Origin of the sequence: Nostoc sp. KVJ3, from assembly GCF_026127265.1 — a bacterium.
Classification (GTDB): domain Bacteria; phylum Cyanobacteriota; class Cyanobacteriia; order Cyanobacteriales; family Nostocaceae; genus Nostoc.
Genome location: NZ_WWFG01000001.1, coordinates 2,555,869 through 2,576,794, shown reverse-complemented (window position 1 = coordinate 2,576,794; position 20,926 = coordinate 2,555,869). Strand labels below are relative to the sequence as shown.

General features: G+C 38.9%; 12 protein-coding genes. 1 reads left to right on the top strand and 11 read right to left on the bottom strand.

What is annotated here, in order from left to right; all coding sequences use genetic code 11:
- The first annotated feature begins 551 nt into the window (after positions 1 to 551).
- Entirely contained in the window at positions 552 to 1,337 is a 786-nt protein-coding gene (locus GTQ43_RS10050; RefSeq protein WP_012408070.1) for an RNA polymerase sigma factor SigF, read from the top strand.
- Positions 1,338 to 1,395: 58 nt separating this feature from the next.
- Here the strand turns inward: GTQ43_RS10050 and bchD are convergent, their stop codons facing one another.
- The 11 genes from bchD to GTQ43_RS09995 form a co-directional block, all read right to left on the bottom strand.
- Complete coding sequence (bchD, locus tag GTQ43_RS10045) at positions 1,396 to 3,429, bottom strand: magnesium chelatase ATPase subunit D (protein WP_265272471.1); 2,034 nt, start codon at positions 3,427 to 3,429, stop codon at positions 1,396 to 1,398.
- Between the two features lie 194 nt (positions 3,430 to 3,623).
- Positions 3,624 to 5,648, bottom strand: coding sequence for an ABC transporter ATP-binding protein/permease (locus GTQ43_RS10040; RefSeq protein WP_265272470.1), 2,025 nt, complete (start codon positions 5,646 to 5,648; stop codon positions 3,624 to 3,626).
- A 211-nt stretch (positions 5,649 to 5,859) separates the two neighbouring features.
- Positions 5,860 to 7,242 carry an MFS transporter gene (locus GTQ43_RS10035; protein WP_265272469.1) on the bottom strand — a complete coding sequence of 461 codons (1,383 nt, stop codon included), beginning with the start codon at positions 7,240 to 7,242 and terminating at the stop codon, positions 5,860 to 5,862.
- 62 nt (positions 7,243 to 7,304) lie between these two features.
- Complete coding sequence (locus tag GTQ43_RS10030) at positions 7,305 to 11,942, bottom strand: non-ribosomal peptide synthetase (RefSeq protein WP_265272468.1); 4,638 nt, start codon at positions 11,940 to 11,942, stop codon at positions 7,305 to 7,307.
- A 109-nt stretch (positions 11,943 to 12,051) separates the two neighbouring features.
- The gene (locus GTQ43_RS10025) at positions 12,052 to 13,572 is read right to left on the bottom strand and encodes an MBOAT family O-acyltransferase (protein ID WP_265272467.1); all 1,521 of its coding nucleotides are present in this window, start codon (positions 13,570 to 13,572) and stop codon (positions 12,052 to 12,054) included.
- Positions 13,573 to 13,624: 52 nt separating this feature from the next.
- Entirely contained in the window at positions 13,625 to 14,761 is a 1,137-nt protein-coding gene (locus tag GTQ43_RS10020) for a hypothetical protein (protein WP_265272466.1), read from the bottom strand.
- Between the two features lie 7 nt (positions 14,762 to 14,768).
- The gene (locus GTQ43_RS10015; RefSeq protein WP_265272465.1) at positions 14,769 to 15,269 is read right to left on the bottom strand and encodes a GtrA family protein; all 501 of its coding nucleotides are present in this window, start codon (positions 15,267 to 15,269) and stop codon (positions 14,769 to 14,771) included.
- A 35-nt stretch (positions 15,270 to 15,304) separates the two neighbouring features.
- Entirely contained in the window at positions 15,305 to 16,945 is a 1,641-nt protein-coding gene (locus tag GTQ43_RS10010; protein WP_265272464.1) for a glycosyltransferase family 39 protein, read from the bottom strand.
- 23 nt (positions 16,946 to 16,968) lie between these two features.
- Positions 16,969 to 17,898 carry an isopenicillin N synthase family dioxygenase gene (locus tag GTQ43_RS10005; protein ID WP_265272463.1) on the bottom strand — a complete coding sequence of 310 codons (930 nt, stop codon included), beginning with the start codon at positions 17,896 to 17,898 and terminating at the stop codon, positions 16,969 to 16,971.
- Between the two features lie 20 nt (positions 17,899 to 17,918).
- Positions 17,919 to 19,736, bottom strand: a complete 1,818-nt coding sequence (locus GTQ43_RS10000; protein ID WP_265272462.1) for an ABC transporter substrate-binding protein — start codon at positions 19,734 to 19,736, stop codon at positions 17,919 to 17,921.
- A 19-nt stretch (positions 19,737 to 19,755) separates the two neighbouring features.
- The gene (locus tag GTQ43_RS09995) at positions 19,756 to 20,925 is read right to left on the bottom strand and encodes an aldo/keto reductase (RefSeq protein ID WP_265273722.1); all 1,170 of its coding nucleotides are present in this window, start codon (positions 20,923 to 20,925) and stop codon (positions 19,756 to 19,758) included.
- Between the last annotated feature and the right edge of the window lies 1 nt (position 20,926).

Below are 20,926 nucleotides of genomic sequence, written 5' to 3'. Positions count from 1 at the left end.
CTGTTTCTATGTTTCCACTAAGTTTCCAAAGTTTCTATCTTACCAATATTGAATAGAAATGTCCCTCAAGACCCAACTAAGTACAAATCACCATAAAAATGAGTCATAATTCTGTTTTTTGTAGCTTAGGTTTTCTTCATCAACCCAACTTCTAATTTGGATTCCCGACCTTTATTAATGACAGTGCATACTAAGAGATAAAATTGCCCAGTCTCCTTTGCGATTAATTCAGTATCTAACTAGGTCGCGCTCAGTATGACAGATAGCTATTAGGTCAGTTATGCATTGTTCAGCATAAATAGCTAGTTTTTGTTGCAAAAGATAAAGATTATCTGCGATTCAAGAGTTATGTAAAAAATAAAAATAAGCTGCAACACAGAGGTTAGAAAAATCATGCGTACAAATACTGAATTGTGGAGTTAGACCCCTCATAAGTTCAGTGAAACGACGATAGCTTATTCTTCCCTGACTAAGCAAAATAATAACAGCTTAGAAGAAAATATACGCAACTCCATTTTCTGAGGAATGGGAGTTACAACAAGGGAATGTATATGGCAACAAGTGAGTCCTCTTTACGAACTGATGGTATAGAATTATTACACTTGTACCACCAGAATCCTTCTATTAAACTTCGTAATAAACTTGTACAGTTACATACTGGCTTAGTACGGAAGATGGCTCATAAATTCAGCCATCAATGTAATGAACCTTATGAAGATTTAGAACAAATCGGTTATTTTGGTTTAATTAGGGCAATTGAGCGTTTCGACCCTAGCCAAGGATATGCTTTTAGTTCTTTTGCAGTGCCATACATTCGCGGTGAGATGCTGCACTTTTTGCGCGATCGCAGTACTTTATTAAAAATTCCCCGTCGTTGGCAAGAATTATATAATGAAGGGCAAAAGATTCGCAAGGACTTAGCAATGTCTTTAGGTCGTCAGCCCAAGGATGCTGAAATTGCCAGCGAACTCCGGGTATCTGTGCAAGAATGGCAAGAAACCAAGTTAGCCGCTCAAAATCGGATGCCTTTGAGTTTAGATGCAACCGCAGTTAACTATGTTGATTGCCAAATAACCTTGGGTGAAGCACTTCCTTGTCCTCGTTCTCATGTTCTTTTACAACAAGAAGAAGAACGCCAACAACTGCAAGGTGCAATCAATATGTTGGAAGAAAAGCCCCGCATGGCCGTTGAAATGGTATTTTTGAAAGAACTTTCTCGCAAGGATGCTGCTAAAAACATTGGTACTAGTCCAATGACGGTAACGCGCTATTTGCAAAAGGGAATCCAGGATTTGATTTGCTATTTACAACCACAGGTCATGCCCACTGGATCGTAGTCATTAGTCAATGGTCAGTGGTTAGTAGAAAAGCAACTGACAAATGAAAAATAACTAATTATCTAGATTTTAAATCAGCGATCGCACCTTTGGTCATAGCAGCAATAGCTTGATCTGTCGCTTTTGGCAAATGATAATATTTACCACCTGCTGTTTGCGATAATTCTTTAGCAAAGCCAGTAGATACAAATTTACTTTCCGTATCAATTACTAATAGTTGCATCCCCAAAGCCCTGATTCTGGCAGCAATTTCTAATAATTCTCCTTTGATATCTGGCTTTTCTCCTGGTTCTAGCTGTTCACCCAAAGAACGCGCTAAGGGAATATTACCCCGCCCATCGGTGATTGCTACAAGGACAACTTGCCCAATATCTCCACTCATCTGGGCATTTAAGCCGACGCGCACAGCTTGAGTTAAACCATGCGCTAAGGGCGAACCCCCACCACAAGGCAACCTTTCCAAACGGTTACGCGCTAAAGCAATAGAACGTGTTGGAGGCAATAATACCTCTGCTTGTTCTCCCCGGAAGGGAATTAATGCTATTTGATCGCGGTTTTGATAAGCTTCTGTTAACAGTTGCATCACCGCACCTTTAGCTGACTGCATTCGATTCAGGGCCATTGAGCCAGAAGCATCTACCACAAATACTACCAACGCCCCGGCTTTGCGTACCAGGCGTTTCGAGCGAATATCAGGCTGTTCGACAATAACTTTTCTATCTGGTTGTCTTTCTCTGCGTGCTTTTTGATAAGGAGCAGCTGCTCTCAGGGTAGCATCTACTGCAATGCGTCGCGCTTTCCCCTTGGGTAACATTGGCTTAATGTAGCGTCCCCTGTCATCGGAAAAGATGACACTGCGACTACCAGATTTACCTTGCCGCTTCGCCATTTGAGTAAAGTACAGTACGTTGTCATCAAGAATTACCCCTTCTGGATCAAAGATAAACTCTTCCGGGATGCTGGGGGGTTCTTGCTCTTGATTTTCTTCCTGTTCTTCCTGTTCTTCTTCTTCCTCTTCAGATTCGTCTTGGGGTTCTTCTTGATTCTGTTGCGGTGGCGGTGGAGGCGGTGGCGGTGCTTGTTCGGGTGGTGGTGTCTGCACAACTGTGGCGCGTGGTACAATCACCAATTCCACAGCACGGCGCAAATCTTCAGCATTAACTGTTGTTCGTCCTTCCAAAGCCGCCGCAGCTTTAGCAACCCGTGTGGCGAATAACTCGGCGCGATGTCCCTGAACTCCGCCGCGAATGGCCTCATCTACTAAGTAGGCAATTTGTTCATGGGTGATGATGACTTCTTTTAACCATTCCCGTGCCAAAATGATTTGGGTTTTCAGGGAATCTAAATCTTCGTTGTACTGTTTGAGGAAGTCTTGGGGAGATTTAGAATAAGCGATCGCTTGCTCTACTGCTGCTACTCTTTGATCTAAGCCAAGTACACCGTCAGCAGAAAGTGCGATCGCAATTCTATCTAGCAAATGCTCCCGTAATCCGCCTTCTTCTGGGTTGTAGGTGGCAATGAATAAGGATTTACACGGATGCTGAAAACTAATCCCTTCCCGTTCAATCTGGTTGCGTCCGTCAGATAATACTGTTAAAAGCTGATTTGATATTTGGTCATCTAATAAATTAATTTCATCTACGTACAGTACACCACGGTTTGCTGTAGCGAGTAATCCCGGCTGAAAAATGGTATCACCTTGTTTTACCGACTTTTCCACATCTACTGAACCTAAAAGTCGGTCTTCTGTGATACCTAGAGGAATTTGTAAAAAAGGTGCGGGGATGATTTCGACGGGAACATCTTCAATGGCTTTGTCTGCATACTCAGCCAAAAGTTGATCGTCCCATTCTTCTGGGTGGTTGGGGTCGCAATTGCTGATTGAACCTTTGACAACTTCAATGGGCGGTAGTAGAGCGTGGATAGCACGAGCCATTACAGATTTTGCCGTACCGCGACGACCTGCGATCGCTACTCCTCCCAAACCAGGATCAACTGCGGCTAACAGCAAGGCTAATTTAATTGCTTCTTGACCGACTACGGCAGTCAAGGGAAAAGCAGCGATCGTGGGATTGATAGTAGGCGCAGGCATTGTTTGCTTTCATAGCGAGTCTCGGCCTTTAGCATACCAATTTCTGGCACATTTAGAATAAGTATTATGGCAATGAGTATTATTTACGAGGTATGAGGGCTATGGAGCTTATTTTATCTACGTTTTAGCTTTCATGTTGCCCGGTTTTTTACAAGATAAAGAAAACCGAGTTTGTCATTTTGGATAAAGTCGAGCTAAACTCTCAGCCATTTCAACACATTTGGATCTTTATCATAGCGATAGGTAAAGCCATTCCTAGTACTTATAGACTCCCCTTTGCTTGCCTTAGTTCTAATAGTTTTAATCGAATAGTAACTTAATTCAGTCATTTCTTTATGAGAAATTCCTTCAATTGTGGCTTTTTGTGTTAATATTTCTAATTGACTTCGGGACTCCTGATTAGAAAAATCATCTATTGTAATATGAGCAGTTTTAGGAGGATTATGGGCAATTGGTTTTTGATTTCGATAATCTTGCACAGTCAAAAGTTGCCAACTGGAATCTTGTGAAAGTTCCAAAACCCATTGATGATAATCAAATAGACTTTCTCGATGTCCAACACTAATAAATGTTGTTTTTGTCTCTTGTAACTGTTGATATAAACTTCCTTCATTCTTTAAATCCAAGGCACTTGTCGCTTCATCTAATATGGTGAACCTTGGATGAGTTACTAACAGGCGGGCGAAAGCCAGGCGTTGTTGTTCTCCCAAGGACAATATATTCTCCCAAGGAACTTCTGTATCAAAGCCATCAACTCGACTTAGCAAGTTTTGCAGATTAACTTGTTGCAAAACTTCTTTGAGTTCTGTGTCAGTCATTTGACGATTAGTTTTAGGATAAAGTAACTGTTCGCGCAAAGTTCCCAAAATTATGTAAGGACGTTGGGGTAAAAATAATATTTCTTCTAATGGAGGTCGCACCAAACGACCCTTACCTGCATTCCACAAACCAGCGATCGCTCTCAGCAAAGAACTTTTACCCTGACCACTTGGCCCAACAATCAATAAACCCTCTCCCGGTTGAAGAGAAAGTGACAAATCTTCAACAATCACCTGTTCATAGTTGGGCGTTTGTAAAGTGACATGCTCAAAAGCAAGAAGGTTTTCTTCTATTGTTTTAATGGTATCGACATTTTCTGGTTGTTTAGTCACTTCTTCTAAAGCATCTGAAAACTCAGATAAGCGCTCAACATAACTGGAAAATCGTCCAGAAGACCCAAATTCTCTAATTAATATTGCCATAGCTGTGGCAAACTGATTACAAGCTATACTGGCTTGGACAACTTCTCCAAAATCAGCTTGACCACTCATATATAAAGGTGCGAGTACTACATAAGGAAATATTTGAATAGCAGACTTATATGCTCCATCAAAAAAATCCTGATTTCTCTCCCAATTAATTTTGCGTTCGACATTTTTCAGAAGGTTAATAAATCTTCGTTTAATTATATTAGATTCTTGCTTTTCTCCCTGAAAAAAAGCTATCGATTCAGAGTGATTACGAACATGAGTTAGACTATAACTATATTCTGCTTTAAGTTCTAGTTCTTCTTGATTAATTTTATTTAATTCTTGACCCAAGTAAATAGCAATCAGATTTCCTATAATCGTATAAATAACCAGAACAATGGCGATAAATTGGGAAATTGACCAAAGAATTACTAAAAAAGTGATCATTTCCAGCACTTTTTCTAGAAAAGTAGCTGAAAAACTCAGAGCATTAGTGGTAATGGGTTCGATTTCTTGAGATATTCTTTGATCTGGGTTATCGATATCCGATCTAAAGTTGATTTTATAATAAGCACGATTGCTCAAATATTTTGATAGTGTGTGATTATTTAACCAGTTATACCAATCAAGAGCGATTTTTTTTCTGACAAGTGTAGAGAATCCGCTTAAGAGCGTTACGCAGATAAGAGCAGCACTATAAACTACTATCGTATTAATAAAGTTAGGATAATCTTTCTCTTCAATGACATCGGTTATATAGCGAGTAACGAAGCTATTAAAGGCAGTTACGCCCACAAGCGTGATTATTAATAAAATCAGGATAATGAGCATCCCCCATATCCGAATCACGTCTGAAAATGCTCTTTGCCCGGACTCTGTTGGATACCAGTAAGGTTGAGCGATCGCTCTTACATTCCCCCAGAATTTATTAAAACCTGAAAGAGAAGGATCGTTGATTAAGGATCGAGCGCGAGAAACTTGGGTTGGCATATTCTAAAATAAACTGAATATCTTTTTTTGATTGAAATACAGAAAAACTTAAAGGACTAAACAAACAACACAGTATTTAATGTGAGCATAAATGTAGAATCTATAGATGAAATTTTGACGATTTATGGACTCAATCAATAATTACCTATTTAAAAAATCAAATAATAATTAAAAAATAGTAGAGCTTTTAATCAACCATCACTATCTAAATTTAGGATACCAAAGGAACTACGTCATTCTTGCTAGAAGCAGCGATCGCAACTGCATTATTAACATTAGGCAATTCATCTTCTACAAAGCGTAGACGAGGGTACAAGTAGGCAATAGAGGTTCCTAAAATAGTCAATACTCCCATAATAATAAGTAGAAGTCCCATACCACGACCTGACCCAATACCGATGATTGCTCCGATGCTTCCTGCCAAAGAACCGTCAGTAGCCATTAAGGGTTCAAAAACCTTCTCAGCTAAAGGCCCAATGGTGATGTACCCTAGAGGTAAAGCGGCTGCTTCAATCGCTCCTTTAATGGCAAAGACTCTACCTTGCACATTAGGTTCTACTTTGTTTTGCATAACAGCTTGTGTAGAACTGGAAACGATCGGTTGTGTTAGGGAGAATAAAAAGATGCTAACGGTGAAGATGACAAGAGAAGGTTGTAAACCAGCGGCGATAATAAATACACCATTTAAAAGCATACACCCGTAGATCGCATATATGTTGCGTTCTAGTCCTCCCCAGATGCTCACGAGCAAGCCGCCTAGTAGAATAGCAATGCCAAATAGCGACATAATAGTTCCCAGAACGCTGACTGAAACGAAATTTAACACTAGCGGGATAGTGATGACATTAATACCTCCCACCAGATAAAGACTCGAAGCAGAGAATAACACTAATCCCAGCAATCCTGGTCGAGTGGTCAAATATGTAAATCCGTAAGTTGCTTCACTCAAAAATGAACTTTTTGCAGTTGCAATGTCACTGTTGCCGACTTTTGGGAACCGAACCAGCGTCAGAGAGACAATGGCAATCAACACACTGATTACGTGAAACAAAACAATTCCTTGGAAATGGACAATACTTAGTAAAATACCTCCGAGGGTTGGTGCAATGATTAGGGAAATACCAAACATCAGACTCATCATCCCGTTAGCCCGATTGAGGTGCTGTTTCGGCACTAGTAATACTGTTGATGCTGTATAAGCAGGTGTGTGAAAAGCCATGAAAACAGCGGTAAAGGTATTGGCTAAGTAAATGTGCCAAACTTCCAAGCGACCCATGACAAATAAAACGCCGATCGCGATCGTTCCCAAACACGCCAAGGTATCAGCGATAATCATCGTCTTGCGGCGATCCCACCTATCTACTAGAGGCCCGGCGATCGGGGAAATTAAGATTAACGGTAGAGTACTGAACAGGGAAACTAAAGCAAATTGGGTAACTGACCCGGTGCGATCGTAAACCCAAATATCTAAGGCAAAGGCTGTGGTACTAGAACCAATCAAGGCGATCAACTGTCCTACCCAAACAATAATAAACAACTGCATTTCCCGCAAAATAGTCAGTCTTGTTTTTTCCATAATCTGTACGTTTGACATAAATAATCTGGTATTTTCTAACTTTCCTGTGCTTCCTACAGCTACGAAAAGGAGCAAGGTTTTTAAACCCTCACTGTTGCGTCAGCTTCTCGCAGGGTACGAGAGTTGAGTAACTTCAATTCATCTGAGGTCAAATCCCCTTCTACCTTCTGCTCCCTGCCTACTTCATGGCGCTGAAATAGTAAGGAAAGATCAGTCAGGCGGCATTCGGGATTAGTAATTAGAAACTCAAGCAGCACTAAAAACTTAGTTACCGCACGGCTAATAGTAGTTGCATTAAATAAATCGGTTTTGTAGCACCATTTCCCCTCAATACTTCCTAATGTTGTTTGCTGAAGATAAATATCCCAATCAAATTCTGCTGTTTTACTTTCAACTGACCAGGGATGAACAGTCAAATTTGTAAGTTTTAAATCTGATGGAGGCAATAAGTTAAACATTACTTGATATAGCAAAGAATGACTTGGTTCTCGTTTTGGCTTTAGTGCCTCTACTAACTTTACAAAGGGAGTTTGCTGTCGATCGGAGGCTGCCAAAAAAGATTCACGCACCTGATACATTAATTCTCTCAAACTTGGATCGCCCTCCATCTCTGTACGGATTGGTAGTGTGTTAATGAAGCATCCAATAAGTCCTTTAGTTTCGACTTGTTGACGATTGGCAAAAGGAATACCCACAATAATATCTGACTGTCCGGTGTAATAAAATAGCACTATTTTGAAGGCTGTTAGCAGGGTAACAAATAGAGTTACATTGTGCTGTTGGCTCAAATTTTTTAGAGCATTTGTTAGGCTCTTAGGGATGATGAAAGTTTGACTTGCACCTTGGAAAGTTCTTACTGATAAGCGCGGACTATCAGTAGGTAGTTGTAGTAAAAGTGTGCTATTACCTAATTGCTGCTTCCAGTAGTCAAGCTCAGATACGAAAGCAGGACGAGAAACCCACTGCTGTTGCCAATGGGTAAAGTCAGCATATTGAATGGGTAAATAGGGAAGCGGTGAGGGCTGACCATTACAAAATGCTTCGTATAATTTTGTTAGTTCCTCTAAAAACACACCCACAGACCAACCATCACAAACCAGATGATGGATAGTTATTATTAGTAAATGCTCGGCATCAGAAATCTGTAGTAGTTTAATGCGTAACAAAGGCTCTTGTTCTAAATTGAAAGGCTGGTTTTTTTCCTCATTCACAAATTTTTGAGCTAGAGCCTTTCGTTCAGTTTTAGATTCAGAAAGTTTTCGCAAGTCTACTACCGAAAATGGTAATACGGGCTGTTGAGAAATTTTCTGAACCACTTGCCTATCCACAATTGCAAAAGTAGTTCGCAGAGCTTCGTGACGGCGCACAATTTCCACGAGGCTTTGCACCAGAGCAGTTACGTTAAGTAAACCAGTCAAGCGATAAGTCAAGGGAATATTGTATACAGGAATGCCCGGATTTAATTGAGCTAATATCCAAAACTCAAGCTGAGTCAAAGAGATTGGCAACTCTTTTGTATTTCGGGGTACTGGTTTGAGAGATAGAGTTATGACTCCCAACTCATTTTGGCGGTATTCTGAAATCTGCCGATCTAGCTCGACTACCGTCGGGTAATCAAACAAATAGCTTATGGGTAACTCAACTTTTAAGGTTTCTCGCAACCGAGCAATAACTTGCATTGCTGATAGGGAATGTCCCCCCAATGCAAAGAAGTTGTCGTGGATGCCAATTTGTTCTAGTCCTAAAACATCACTCCAGATTCCAGTCAGAACCTTTTCAGTAGCAGTACGCGGTGGAATTAAGCCTGTAGAGATATTGCGTTCTTTACTTGAAGGCGCTGGTAAAGCGCGGCGGTCTGTCTTACCACTGGTGGTTAAAGGTAGAGCATCCAGCAACTTCACAAAAGCAGAAGGTAGCATATATTCGGGTAGCTTTTGTTTGAGGTAACAAAGCAGTTCGTTGGTATCTAAGTGCTGTTTGGGGACAATGTAGGCGACTAGACGCTTGTTCCCTGGTTGATCTTCTCTTGCGATAACTACTGCTTCTCTGACCTGTGGGTGGGCGGCGAGTACGGTTTCAATTTCCCCCAGTTCAATGCGAAAGCCCCGCACTTTAACTTGATTGTCAATTCGACCGAGAAACTCGATGTTACCATCAGGTAAATATCGAGCGCGATCGCCTGTTTTATATAAACGACTCCCGTCTTTCTCAAATGGGTTAGGAATGAATTTCTCAGCAGTCAATTCTGGAGAATTAATATAACCTCTAGCGATCGCAACGCCGCCGATATACAGTTCTCCAGAAACTCCAATTGGTAATGGTTGCAGATTGCGATCGAGGATGTAGATGAGCGTATTAGCGATCGCGCGACCAATGGGCGGAAGTGGCGAAGCATCTTTTAAAGTAAAACTTGTGACTACATGGCTCTCCGTTGGGCCATACTGATTTTGCAGCGTACAACCAGGAATTTCCCTAAAAAAGTTGACTAAAACAGGAGTAACTTGTAATTGTTCTCCGGCAGTCATAATCTGACGCAAAGATGCAGGATAGGATTGAGCAATAGAGGCAACATTGGCTAACTGCTGAAGGGCGACGAAAGGTAAAAACAGTCTTTCTACCTTTTCTTGGGCAATTAACTGTAATAATGCAAACCCATCCTTCTGTATTTCTTCGGATATTAAAACTAAGGTTCCGCCGCTACACCAGGTAGAGAATATTTCTTGAAAAGAGACATCAAAACTGATAGAAGCAAATTGCAAGGTTTTGGCACAACTTAAACCACTTTCGTCCATTTGCCAATGTAAAAGGTTCACCAAAGAACTATGACTCATAGCTACACCTTTGGGCTTTCCGGTTGAGCCGGAAGTATAAATGACATAAGCCAAGTTCTCTAGTGTGACTTCACTAATGGGATTTTCCTGGCTATTTTGGCAAAAAATCTCCGATGTATCTAAATTAACTACTGTTAATGATTGGTGAGATAAGGTAATTGATGAATCTGTCAGTAAGACTGACGCTTGAGAATCGCTCAAAATATCGATTAAGCGGTCTTGGGGCGATCGCGGATCTAAGGGTACATAAGCACCACCAGCTTTGAGGATTGCCAAAAGTCCAACTACCATCGATAAAGAACGCTCAACGCAAATCCCTACCCGCATTTCTGGCTTTACCCCAAGTTTTTGTAGATGGTGCGCTAACTTGTTAGCCTGACAATTTAACTGCTGATAAGTTAGTTGTTGGGATTGAAACGAAACGGCGACTGCATCCGGTGTCCGTTCCACCTGTTCTGCAAACAACTGAGCGATACATTTGTTGGGATAATCTGTTTTGGTATCATTCCATCCTAAAATTTGGCGCTGTTCGGCAGCAGTTAGCATGGGTATCTCTGCTACAGTCTGCTCGATATTAGTAACCATACCCTCTAACAAAGTCACAAGATGCCCCATCATCCGGTTAATCGTTTCGTCATCAAAGCGGCTACCATCATAAAGAATGCGTAGGGATAATTCTTGTCCTGGTACGGCAATGATTGTGAGTGGATAATTGGTTTGTTCAATGACTCGCCGTTTAGTAATTTGGATGCTTTTACCGAGATTTGATAAAGACGCATCTTGTGGGTAGTTCTCAAACACCACGATGCTTTCAAACAGGGGTAATTCTTGGGGAATTTCACTAATAGCCTGAATTTCTACTAACGGACACCAAGAGTATTGCGATCGTTCTACCTGTTGAGTCTGCAATTCCCTCAACCATTGCCATAAAGGAGTTGCTGCTGGTACTTTCACCCTTACTGGTAGGGTATTAATGAATAGTCCTACCATAAATTCCACCCCCGATAAAGTGGGAGGACGACCAGAAACAGTTGCTCCAAATACTATCTCAGATTCATCAGTGTAGCGACTGAGTAAAAGTGCCCAAGCTGCTTGCACGAAGGTTGAAAGTGTCAGATGATGCTGCTGTGCCTGGGATTGTAAAGCAGCAGTTATAGTTGCGGACAGACAGTACTGCTGCTCATCGTAAGTTTTTGACTGGGGAGAATTTTGCGCTTCACTCCGATTTAGTAGCAAACGGGTAGGGCTAGTAAAGCCTTGGAGTTGTTGCCGCCAAAAAGTTTCTGCTGCTTTTAAATCTTGTTGCTGTAACCAATTTATGTAATCTCGGTAAGGACGGGGAGTATTTAAATATAAATATTTACCTTTAAGTAAGGCATTGTAAAATGCAAAAACTTCTTTGCAGAGAATTGGCCAACTCCAGCCATCAATCAGCAGGTGATGAAAACTCCAGACAAATTCGTAAATATCATCAGCGACTCGAATTAAGCTGAATCGCATAAGTGGAGCTTTGTCAAAGACGAAACCTTGAACTCTATCTGTTTGTAAAAAAGCTTCTAGACGCTCTTGTTGTTCTTCTGAAGATAAAGAACGCCAATCATAGTTCTGCCAAGGCAAATCTACTTGGTTACATACTACCTGGAGAGGCTTTTCCTGCTTTTCCCAAACAACAAGGGTACGCAGAACTGGGTGACGCTTCATTACTCGCACACAAGCCTGTTGAAGCACTGTAATATCTAGATTTCCAGAGAGCGTTAGACAGAACTGCTCAAGATACACCCCTGATTCTGGCTCATACAAAGAATGGAATAGCATACCCTGCTGCATAGGAGAAAGAGGGTAAATAGATTCAATATTTTTATTTTTAATTATTTGCAGCTTGCTCATAATTCGTAATTAAGAAACTACCTATCTTATCTATTTCTCAGTGTTCTCTGTGTCTCTGTGGTTCGTTAAAAATTAAATCCTATTTTTGCAGTAAAATAATAATCAAACACTAAAACTGAAAATAAACAAAGGGTTGAGGATTGATTGCTGTCAGTCGAAATATTGCTGAAACCAACACCCCAAAGCAAACAGCAAAACTCCAACTAGGAATTTTACGCCACCAATCGGCAAACCAACCTTTATAAGCCGCCCAGTGGAGCAGAATTAAAGGTATAAAAATCCATGCAATCTGAAGATTTAGGTTTTGTTCGCCAAGAGAATTAAAGAATAAAAAGGATTTCTCTATTTGTATAGCACTGCTGAGATCGTTACTCCGAAAGAAGATAGCAGAGGCACAAAACCAATACATTGTTAAGGGAATACCTAGCATCTTTCTCAGTGGTAGCAATGCCTTATAGGGAGTGATTCGAGATGACCATTCCTTATGAACAACTAAGGCAATTCCATTTAATCCACCCCAAACTACAAAATGCCAAGCAGCTCCATGCCAGAGTCCTGATAGAAACATCAAAGTGAGAAGATTTCTATACCCAAATAGTTCTGTTCGTTGAGCTTTTGTCCGCCTTTTCATTAAAGGAATATAAACATAGTCTCGCAACCAACTGTAGAGGGTAATGTGCCAACGTTGCCACAACTCAGTAATATTATTAGAAAGGTAGGGAAAATTAAAGTTCAGAGGTAGTTTGTATCCCAGTAAACCTGCTGAAGCGATCGCCATATCTGAATAACCAGAAAAGTCGCAGTATATCTGTATGACAAAAGAAATAACAGCAATCCAACAACTCAAGAAAGTATAATTTTCTGGATTCGTGAAATACTGTTCTATTAGAGGAGAAAGATTATCCGAAATGCACGCTTTCTTGAAATATCCTACAAAAAAAAGTATTAAACACCCCCGAAAATCAACTTCACTTAAGTTTTTTGGAGTTAAAAGTTGAGGTAAAAAAGTAGATGCACGGACAATTGGCCCTGCAACCAGTTGAGGGAAAAAAGTTACAAATAGAGAAAAATCCCAAAAATTTCTGACAGGTTTGAGTTTACCTAGATAGATATCAAGAGAATAACTCAGGGTTTGAAAGGTATAAAAACTAATACCTGCTGGAAGAATAATTTTAAGGGTTTGCAGACTTATAGGTAAACCCAAAAAAGTTAATAAGCTTGCAGCCGACTCAGTGAAGAAGTTATAGTACTTAAAAAACCCTAATATTCCTAAATTTGCTACTAAACTAAGTATCAACCATGCTTGACGCTGCTGCTGATTCTGTGGCTTATTAAGCAAGTCATCCCAATTCCAAAAATCTGGAGTTTTTGCTTTTTCTACTACCTCATTGGTGGGAATTTCCTGTCCTAGTAAATCACTAACCTGTGGTCTAGATAGCATTAAACCGACAAAGTAATCAATGACTGTCGATAACAAGAGCAAAAAAAGGAAGCGCCAATCCCAAGCACTATAAAAGATATAACTACAGATTAGCAACCACAACTTACGATGATTGTGTTTCTGCAAAGCCCAATAGATGCAGAAAACAATCACGAAGAAAAATACAAACCGAAATTCTGTGAATACCATCTTTATTTACATTAAGCTAATGATTATGTGATAGAAACTGGCTATTCAAATTCTACCTATTCGCAACTTTTTGTACGGGATTATTTAAATGCTCAGTAAATTTTGATGCCAGTAAAAGTGTGAATTCTTGAGCGCCTTGGTGATTGAGATGTGCGCTATCAATTCTCCGATTTAATTCATACAAATTAGTAAAAATATTGACATTATTAAAAGCAAATAAAGTATCTATATATCCTGAATTGTATGCTTGGTAAAGAGCAGAGTAGTTAGAATCAGCCTCTAGAAGTGGAGGAATAAAAAATATAGCTTCAAGTTTATTGTTATTAATTTGCTGCTGTTTTTCAATTTGGGAAGAAATATTTTCCATCATTTTCACTCCATATATTGTGGATGTCTTCTTAAATGTGTTTTCTGAATTTAAATTTGCTAATTTTATTTGTTCATTTTTGAGATTTTTTAGATAAGTATCCAAACCATTTGTTCGGAATAGAGTCTGCCATTTTTCAGCTTTTTTTTGCCAATCTATTGCGTAATATCCAGATTCTTGTAATAGTCTATCCTCGGATACTTTTGCTAATGGATCTGCATTTGATAAATCTAAATTTAATATTCTTTCCTGCCAGAGAGTAGAAAGCTGACCAAGACCTAGCCATCGGTAGATAAAGCTTTGAAAGTTAGCGTATATGTATGGAACTTTTACTTGCCAGCTATCGATTGATGATTCCCAAATTAATTGAAAATTTTCTATGGTTTTACGAGGAGTATGCCAGTATATCTCTTGAGCGGAAGTAGAACCAAAGTTGGTAAATAAGTCAACTGAACAGTCTAGAAATATCCACTTTAAGTTTGCTGGCTTTAAATCTAGAATTTTTTGTAAGTAAAAATCTAGTTCTGATACGTTTGCACCGGCGATACCAAAGTTGAAAGATTTGACACTCTTACCTTCTTTTGTCATGTATTCATCAAATACTTTTGGGACTACGCCAAAGTAAGTAGTACTTGGCCCCAGAAAGATAGCATTGTAATCATCTTTATGTTCCGTAAAATATTGCCATTTAACGCTAATTTCACCAAGATTTTGGATAGTCTTAGAATAGGGTAGAACTGTATTTAATAATCCCGAAGAAAAAAATATAGTAATTAGAAAAATTAAACTATACCCAAACATCATAAGTGGTCTTAACATCATTTTTTTCTTAAATATCTACAACTACAACTACATCTACTTCTGTCTTTGTTAATTGCCAGTTCATCTTCAGGTTGAGCCAGAAATTCCAAAGTGTCACACAAGCGATCGCTACCAATTTAGCTATGTATTCATTCACTTGGAATTGATAAAATAGCAAATTTACAATTAGGCTATTGAAAATAAGTCCAACCAGACAAATGAGATTAAACTTGAAAAAACGTTGCAACTTTTGACTGGTTTTTTGCTCAAAAGATACATCACCAAACGTCCATATATCATTCCAGAGAAAATTATTAACAATTGCCATTTCTGTTGAAAGCATTGCACTGGAAGTTAATGGCAAAAATAAGGAGTTATGAAATAAATAAAATGTCCCCAAGTCTACAATTACCCCACTCAAACCAACTACACCAAAGCGAATAAAGCGACTTATAAACGCCGAATAAATACCCAGGCGAACTTTATCTATCAGAAAAGTAATATTAAAATAGTCAATATATTGCTTCATTCAGTTTATACTCTCGTAATATTTTTTATTGGTATTTACGTTTTACGACTTTTATCGAGTTGCCAAAATCCTTCAAGTGGGTAAACTAATTTCAGTGAATTAGTCTTATCTTTTTGAAGTTGATGAGCTAAACTATTTTCCAAGTCGTCAACAAAGAAGATAGGGCTGTAATCTTGAGTAATTATTGGTAAATGGTCATTTTGGATTGTAAGCAAGCCAATTTTTGGCTTTAAATTATGACTTAAGGTGAGGATAACTCCCAAGTTATAATCATTCTTGCTACTTACTAATACAATACTATTAGATTGATTAATAAGTTGACTCATTGCTAGCAAATTCTTGCCACCTATTTGTGGCCACCAAGTTTCAGACTGAAAAAATCTGACATCAGAAACTAGCCCAGAGATGAGTAATCCCACTGCTATAATTTGGAAAACGTTTTTCTGCAACTTCTTCTCCAAGAAAAGATGGAAAGCTAAAATATAGATTACAGCAATTTGGATGCTGAGGTATAACGGTAACTGATAGCGAAAATAAATAGAGCGAATTCCTCCAAAAATTAGGTCGTATAAAAGCAATGTTAAACCTGGAAATCCTCCTAATAAAAAAATAAATAACCTAGTGTTAGTTGATAGGCGATCGCTCAAGAAAATAATAATATAAATAATTAAAAATAAACTGGCTATAATTGTAGGAATGCTATAAGATAAAGGGCTTTCCGAAGATAAATTATTGACCCAAGCATCATCAGAAGCCAAATTAAAATCAACAAATATTCTGCTAATCCGACTGAGCCAAATTCCAATCAGGTCGAAAGGACTATCTGTTTTAAATGTTATCCATGATAAAAGATTTGTGGCAGTGTGAATCTGGGTAATGATTACTATTAGCCAGGGTAAAAAAATTAAGCAAGCTGCTATTGAACTCAGGAGATAATTACGCAGAGTTTTGTTGAAGCGAAACTGTTGGCTAATAACTATATAAATGCCATGAGCGATCGCTACCATTCCTGTTAATAAATGAGTATAGAATCCCAGGGCTAGGGCGAGAGCATATACAGCCCAACTCCAGAAATTTTCTTGGCGAATAGCTCGCAATAAAGCAGCACTTGATACTAGAATCGTCACCATCCACAAACCATATTCTCGTGCATCTTGGGCAAAGAAAATCTGCAAGGGAGAAACCCCCATCACAGCCATTCCTACCCAACCCACAAGTGCTGACTCAAATAACTCTAAACATAGCCAATATACACTAGGAAATACCAACAGACTAATTGCTGCTGATAAACTCCTGACTCCTGTCGGGAAATCTCCAAATACTTGCGCCCACAATCTTACCATCACATAATACAAAGGTGGATGTTGGGGGTCTGAAGTTATTAAGTAGCGAACTGTGTCAACCACAAATCGATCTGGATTAATGTGTTGATATTTATTTAAAGTGATGGCAGGAATTACGCCTTGATTATTGCCTAAATTGCTAAAAACCTCTTGTTTAACCTCAGCTAGCGTATGACCAGATATTGCCAGTGATGTAGCAATTTCATCGTACCAATACACTTTTTGTCCTAAATGGGTAAAGCGAAAGAAAATACCTAACCCAATCAGGGTAATTACCAGAATTTTTAACCAAGTTGGAGGATGTGATTTTGTTAGCAATTGTGGTTTGTCCATTTATTGAATCTAATTAGTATCTATCATTTTGGCTGCTTGAAATATTCACGTGCAAAAATTGGTGGATATTTAGGAACTTCATCTCTATCTAAGCAAGTCTTAATGCAGGTAATTGGTGCATCATAATTGGGGCTGGTAAAAAAGGCGCATGAGTACCTTTGTTTAGCACTGTGAGATTGAGTTGGAACTACAACTCGATGTCGTGTGGCGCAAAACTTATCATTCGTCCATCGCTGCATTAAATCTGCAACCAATACGATAATTGCATCAGGAATCAAGGGCGCAAAGACCCATTCTCCAGTATTTGTATATACTTCTAACCCTTCAGAATCTTGAAATAAAAATGTGAGAGTACCGATGTCGGTATGTTCTGTAAGATAAACTTTTCCTAGTTCTGGAGGCTGATAGATAGATGGGTAGTGATGCCAAACTATACCGTGGTTTTGCTCTGAATATAAGTTGGTAAAATAGTCTTCTGGCAATCTCAAGGAAATAGCCAAAGCTTGTAATACTCTCAAAGCGCTTTCGTGACAAGCGGTGAAAAACTCCATCATCACTTCACGAAAGTTAGTCTGATTAGGCCATTTATTCGGCTCAAAAAAAGGATCTTCGATAACACCAACTTTATCTGGAGTAATTTCTTTACCAAAATGAAATCCTTCAGTCATTAGTTCATTGGCATTGTGATTATCTTCACTCTTTTTAAAATTATGGTATCCGCGAAGATTACGGTCTGGAAAGAAAGATACTTGTTCTTTTTCATTCTCTGGTAGTGCAAAAAAGGACTCAGTTTGTGAAAAAGCTTGAGCAATTAGAGTCTTAGAAATACCATAATTTTTGAGGTAGAAACATCCAACCTCATGAATAGCAAGAGAAATTTGTGCGGCGACAGCTTCTTTGGCAACTGTGTCACCATTAATAAAAGAATTGAAGTCAACGATCGGAATTTGCATATAAACGATATCCTTTTTAGTTAATCTTCAGTCAGTTTAAAATCGTAAGAGTTCCAAAATGTTCCTATGAGGGCAGAGTGTTGAATACCTTGCATACGATTTTTTACTGCCACCATTGATAAAGGGTTAACTAGATAAATAAATGGCAGATACTCCTGAGTGATTTGTTGAGTTTCTGCATACATAGCTTTACGCTTGGCTTCGTCAGGTTCAGAGGCTGCCTGAATGTATAAATCACCAATTTTCTGTTCCCAATCTGCAACCTGTCGCCCCATTATCGGCGTTTGACCTGCTTGGGATGCTTGGTTAAAAAAGTGCCAACCAGCTTCAGGTAGCCAAACGTTAGACCAATCATTTGGTTCTTGAGCAGCAGCAACATCAAGTAATTGACACTCCCAATCGAAAGTTTGAGTCAATTTGTTAATGAAAATGCTAGTAGCAACAGGATTAAAATCAACAGTTATACCAAGGTCACTCAAGTTTTGTTTGATAATAACTCCCATCGATTGCAATATATTATTGTTAGCATTCGTCATGAGGCTAAAGCGGACAATATTTCCTTGTTCGTCTAATAACTGACCTTGATTATTGTATTTAAAGCCCACTTTTAGCAGTAATTCTTTCGCTTTTTGAAGATTGTATTCATAGACCTTTAAACCTGCTTGGATAGGGAAATAATACTTGCTCTGGACAGCAATCGGCGAATTTTGCAGTTTACCCAATCCCTTATAGATATTGTTGAGTATTTGTTGGCGATCAATTCCATAAGCGATCGCTTGTCTAAATTCCGCTTGATTAAACCAACGAGACTTTATAGGATCGACCAGTGGCTGACTATTCTTACTGCCTTTATTGAGATTAAAAGTAAGAGCAGTTGACCCTATGAAAAGACCGCCATTATAGATAGTAAATTTGCCTTTGGCTTCTTCATGTTTTAATAATGAAAAATAATCAGTATTAACGTTGATGTAATCTAACCCTCCAGAACGGAATTGAATTAAAGAAGTATCTTGATTAGGAATAATTTGACCAATCACCCGTTTTATATAGGGTTGCGAATTGCCTTGAGCATCTTTACGCCAGTAGTAAGGATTTTTTCGGAAAACTATTCGCTGGCTCGGAGTATAAGATTCTATTGTATAAGGGCCGTTGACAATAATATTTTCTGGTGGAGTATCAGTTCCCCAAGTAGACATAAATTTAGGTCTGCCTTCCTGGTCTTTTGTTTTGACTGTTTCCTCGAAAATATGGGCTGGTAAAATTTCCAGTTTTGTAGCTCGAATAAATGGAGCAAATGGTTCAGGTAATGTAAATTTAACTCGCAAATCATCGAGTTTCTGCACAGTAGGGAAGGTACGATTTTTACCAATTAGGAAAAAGTCTTTAGCATAAGTAGGAATGTCTGGATTACGGTAAATTTCGTTATAAGTAAAAACCACGTCTTCAGCAGTTATTGGCTTTCCATCTGACCATTTTAGCCCTTTTCTGAGGGTATAAATTACTTGCTTGTTATCTTGAGAAATTTGCCAAGATTTAGCTAGATTAGGTTCAATTTCTCCCCGATAATTTTCTTTAACTAGCCCTTCATAAGTAAAGCTTAAAATATCAGCAGATTCTAAGATTAAAGCTGGATTAAAAGTGGTAGGCTCAGTTGGGAAAGTGACAACTATTTGAGATATTGGTGTTACTTTAATTTGTAAGTTAATTTGATGATAGATAATTATTGCGTAGGCGAAGCCCATCGTAGACATCGCAGTTATCAAAGTCAGTAAAACTACTAGCCAACGATGACGCATTAAAGTATAAATTTTAATTTTTAATAACTTATAATACGACATCTTAAAACCACTCCAGAATTTATCCTTGACTAGGTTGAGATAACAACCTATGGGCATCTTCTAATAAAGCTGGTATTTTGTCAGCATGGGGGCTATGACGCAGACAATCGCCCAGATCGAATTCTCTAACTTTTTCTGCTGTCAGACCAGGAAACCAAGGATCGGCATTATTTAAGTGGTTATAACGCCTTGTAGCATATTCAAACATATCAAAAGCGATCGCTAAATTTCGCAACCATAAAATAACTGGAATATTAATCTTGCCAGGGGTTTCTGGATATCTGGGTAAACCAATGTGCCAGGTAGAATACCAATCTTTTCCTAGTGTGGCGATCGCTGCTGTTTCTAACCGATTTAAAATTGGTGGTAAAATCTCATCGGCTCGATCTAAAAGTTTTATAACCTTCAAGTGTTCGTCAAAATCTGATGGTTTGGATGCGCCCAAGCTGAGAGTATGTACTTGTGGATGGCTCAAACAAAACAGATCGTTAAACACCATTGGGCTGAGAGGATGGCACAAATCTACTAACTTTTGCGGCGGCTTATAGAGCATACCACCTTTATCTGATGGGCTAATAATAAATATCCCCATGTCGTGATGTGTGGCTGCTTCAATAGCGGCCCAGTTGAATTGATTAATGTAATACCAATGTAAATTTACATAATCAAATTGATTGGTTTCAATGGTTTTAATAATTAAGTCTGTCGGCGCATGGGTAGAAAAACCAACAAACTTTACCTTACCCTCAGCTTGCAACTGTCGCGCTACATCAAGACAGCCATCAGGACGAATGCTATTTTCTAATTGTTGGTAATAATTAATGCCATGCAGTGTTAATAAGTCAATGTAATCTAGCTTTAATAAAGCCAAAGATTTCTCACATAAACTGTGAAATTCTTTAGAGTCAGATGTAGGAGCAACCTTTGTCTGCACAATAATTTTTTCTCTAGGTAACTTAGGTAAAATAGCTCCTAATTGCATTTCAGAAGTTCCATACATTCGGGCAGTTTCGATATGATTGATGCCAACTTCTAAAGAACAGCGAATAGTGGCTTCTAGATTCTGTTGATTTTCATTAGGAATTTTATCTTGAGTAAGCTCCTCATACTCAGTATAGGGGTAGCGCATTCCGCCGCAGGAAAAAATTGGCATTGGTAATTCTGTACGCCCAAATCTACGATATTGCATC

What these genes read in the sequence shown, in the direction of transcription:
- GTQ43_RS10035 (WP_265272469.1), bottom strand. Translation starts at nt 7,242, where the DNA reads ATGTCAAACGTACAGATTATGGAAAAAACAAGACTGACTATTTTGCGG.
- GTQ43_RS10050 (WP_012408070.1), top strand. Translation starts at nt 552, where the DNA reads ATGGCAACAAGTGAGTCCTCTTTACGAACTGATGGTATAGAATTATTA.
- GTQ43_RS09995 (WP_265273722.1), bottom strand. Translation starts at nt 20,925, where the DNA reads ATGCAATATCGTAGATTTGGGCGTACAGAATTACCAATGCCAATTTTT.
- GTQ43_RS10015 (WP_265272465.1), bottom strand. Translation starts at nt 15,269, where the DNA reads ATGAAGCAATATATTGACTATTTTAATATTACTTTTCTGATAGATAAA.
- GTQ43_RS10040 (WP_265272470.1), bottom strand. Translation starts at nt 5,648, where the DNA reads ATGCCAACCCAAGTTTCTCGCGCTCGATCCTTAATCAACGATCCTTCT.
- bchD (WP_265272471.1), bottom strand. Translation starts at nt 3,429, where the DNA reads ATGCCTGCGCCTACTATCAATCCCACGATCGCTGCTTTTCCCTTGACT.
- GTQ43_RS10005 (WP_265272463.1), bottom strand. Translation starts at nt 17,898, where the DNA reads ATGCAAATTCCGATCGTTGACTTCAATTCTTTTATTAATGGTGACACA.
- GTQ43_RS10000 (WP_265272462.1), bottom strand. Translation starts at nt 19,736, where the DNA reads ATGTCGTATTATAAGTTATTAAAAATTAAAATTTATACTTTAATGCGT.
- GTQ43_RS10030 (WP_265272468.1), bottom strand. Translation starts at nt 11,942, where the DNA reads ATGAGCAAGCTGCAAATAATTAAAAATAAAAATATTGAATCTATTTAC.
- GTQ43_RS10010 (WP_265272464.1), bottom strand. Translation starts at nt 16,945, where the DNA reads ATGGACAAACCACAATTGCTAACAAAATCACATCCTCCAACTTGGTTA.
- GTQ43_RS10020 (WP_265272466.1), bottom strand. Translation starts at nt 14,761, where the DNA reads ATGATGTTAAGACCACTTATGATGTTTGGGTATAGTTTAATTTTTCTA.
- GTQ43_RS10025 (WP_265272467.1), bottom strand. Translation starts at nt 13,572, where the DNA reads ATGGTATTCACAGAATTTCGGTTTGTATTTTTCTTCGTGATTGTTTTC.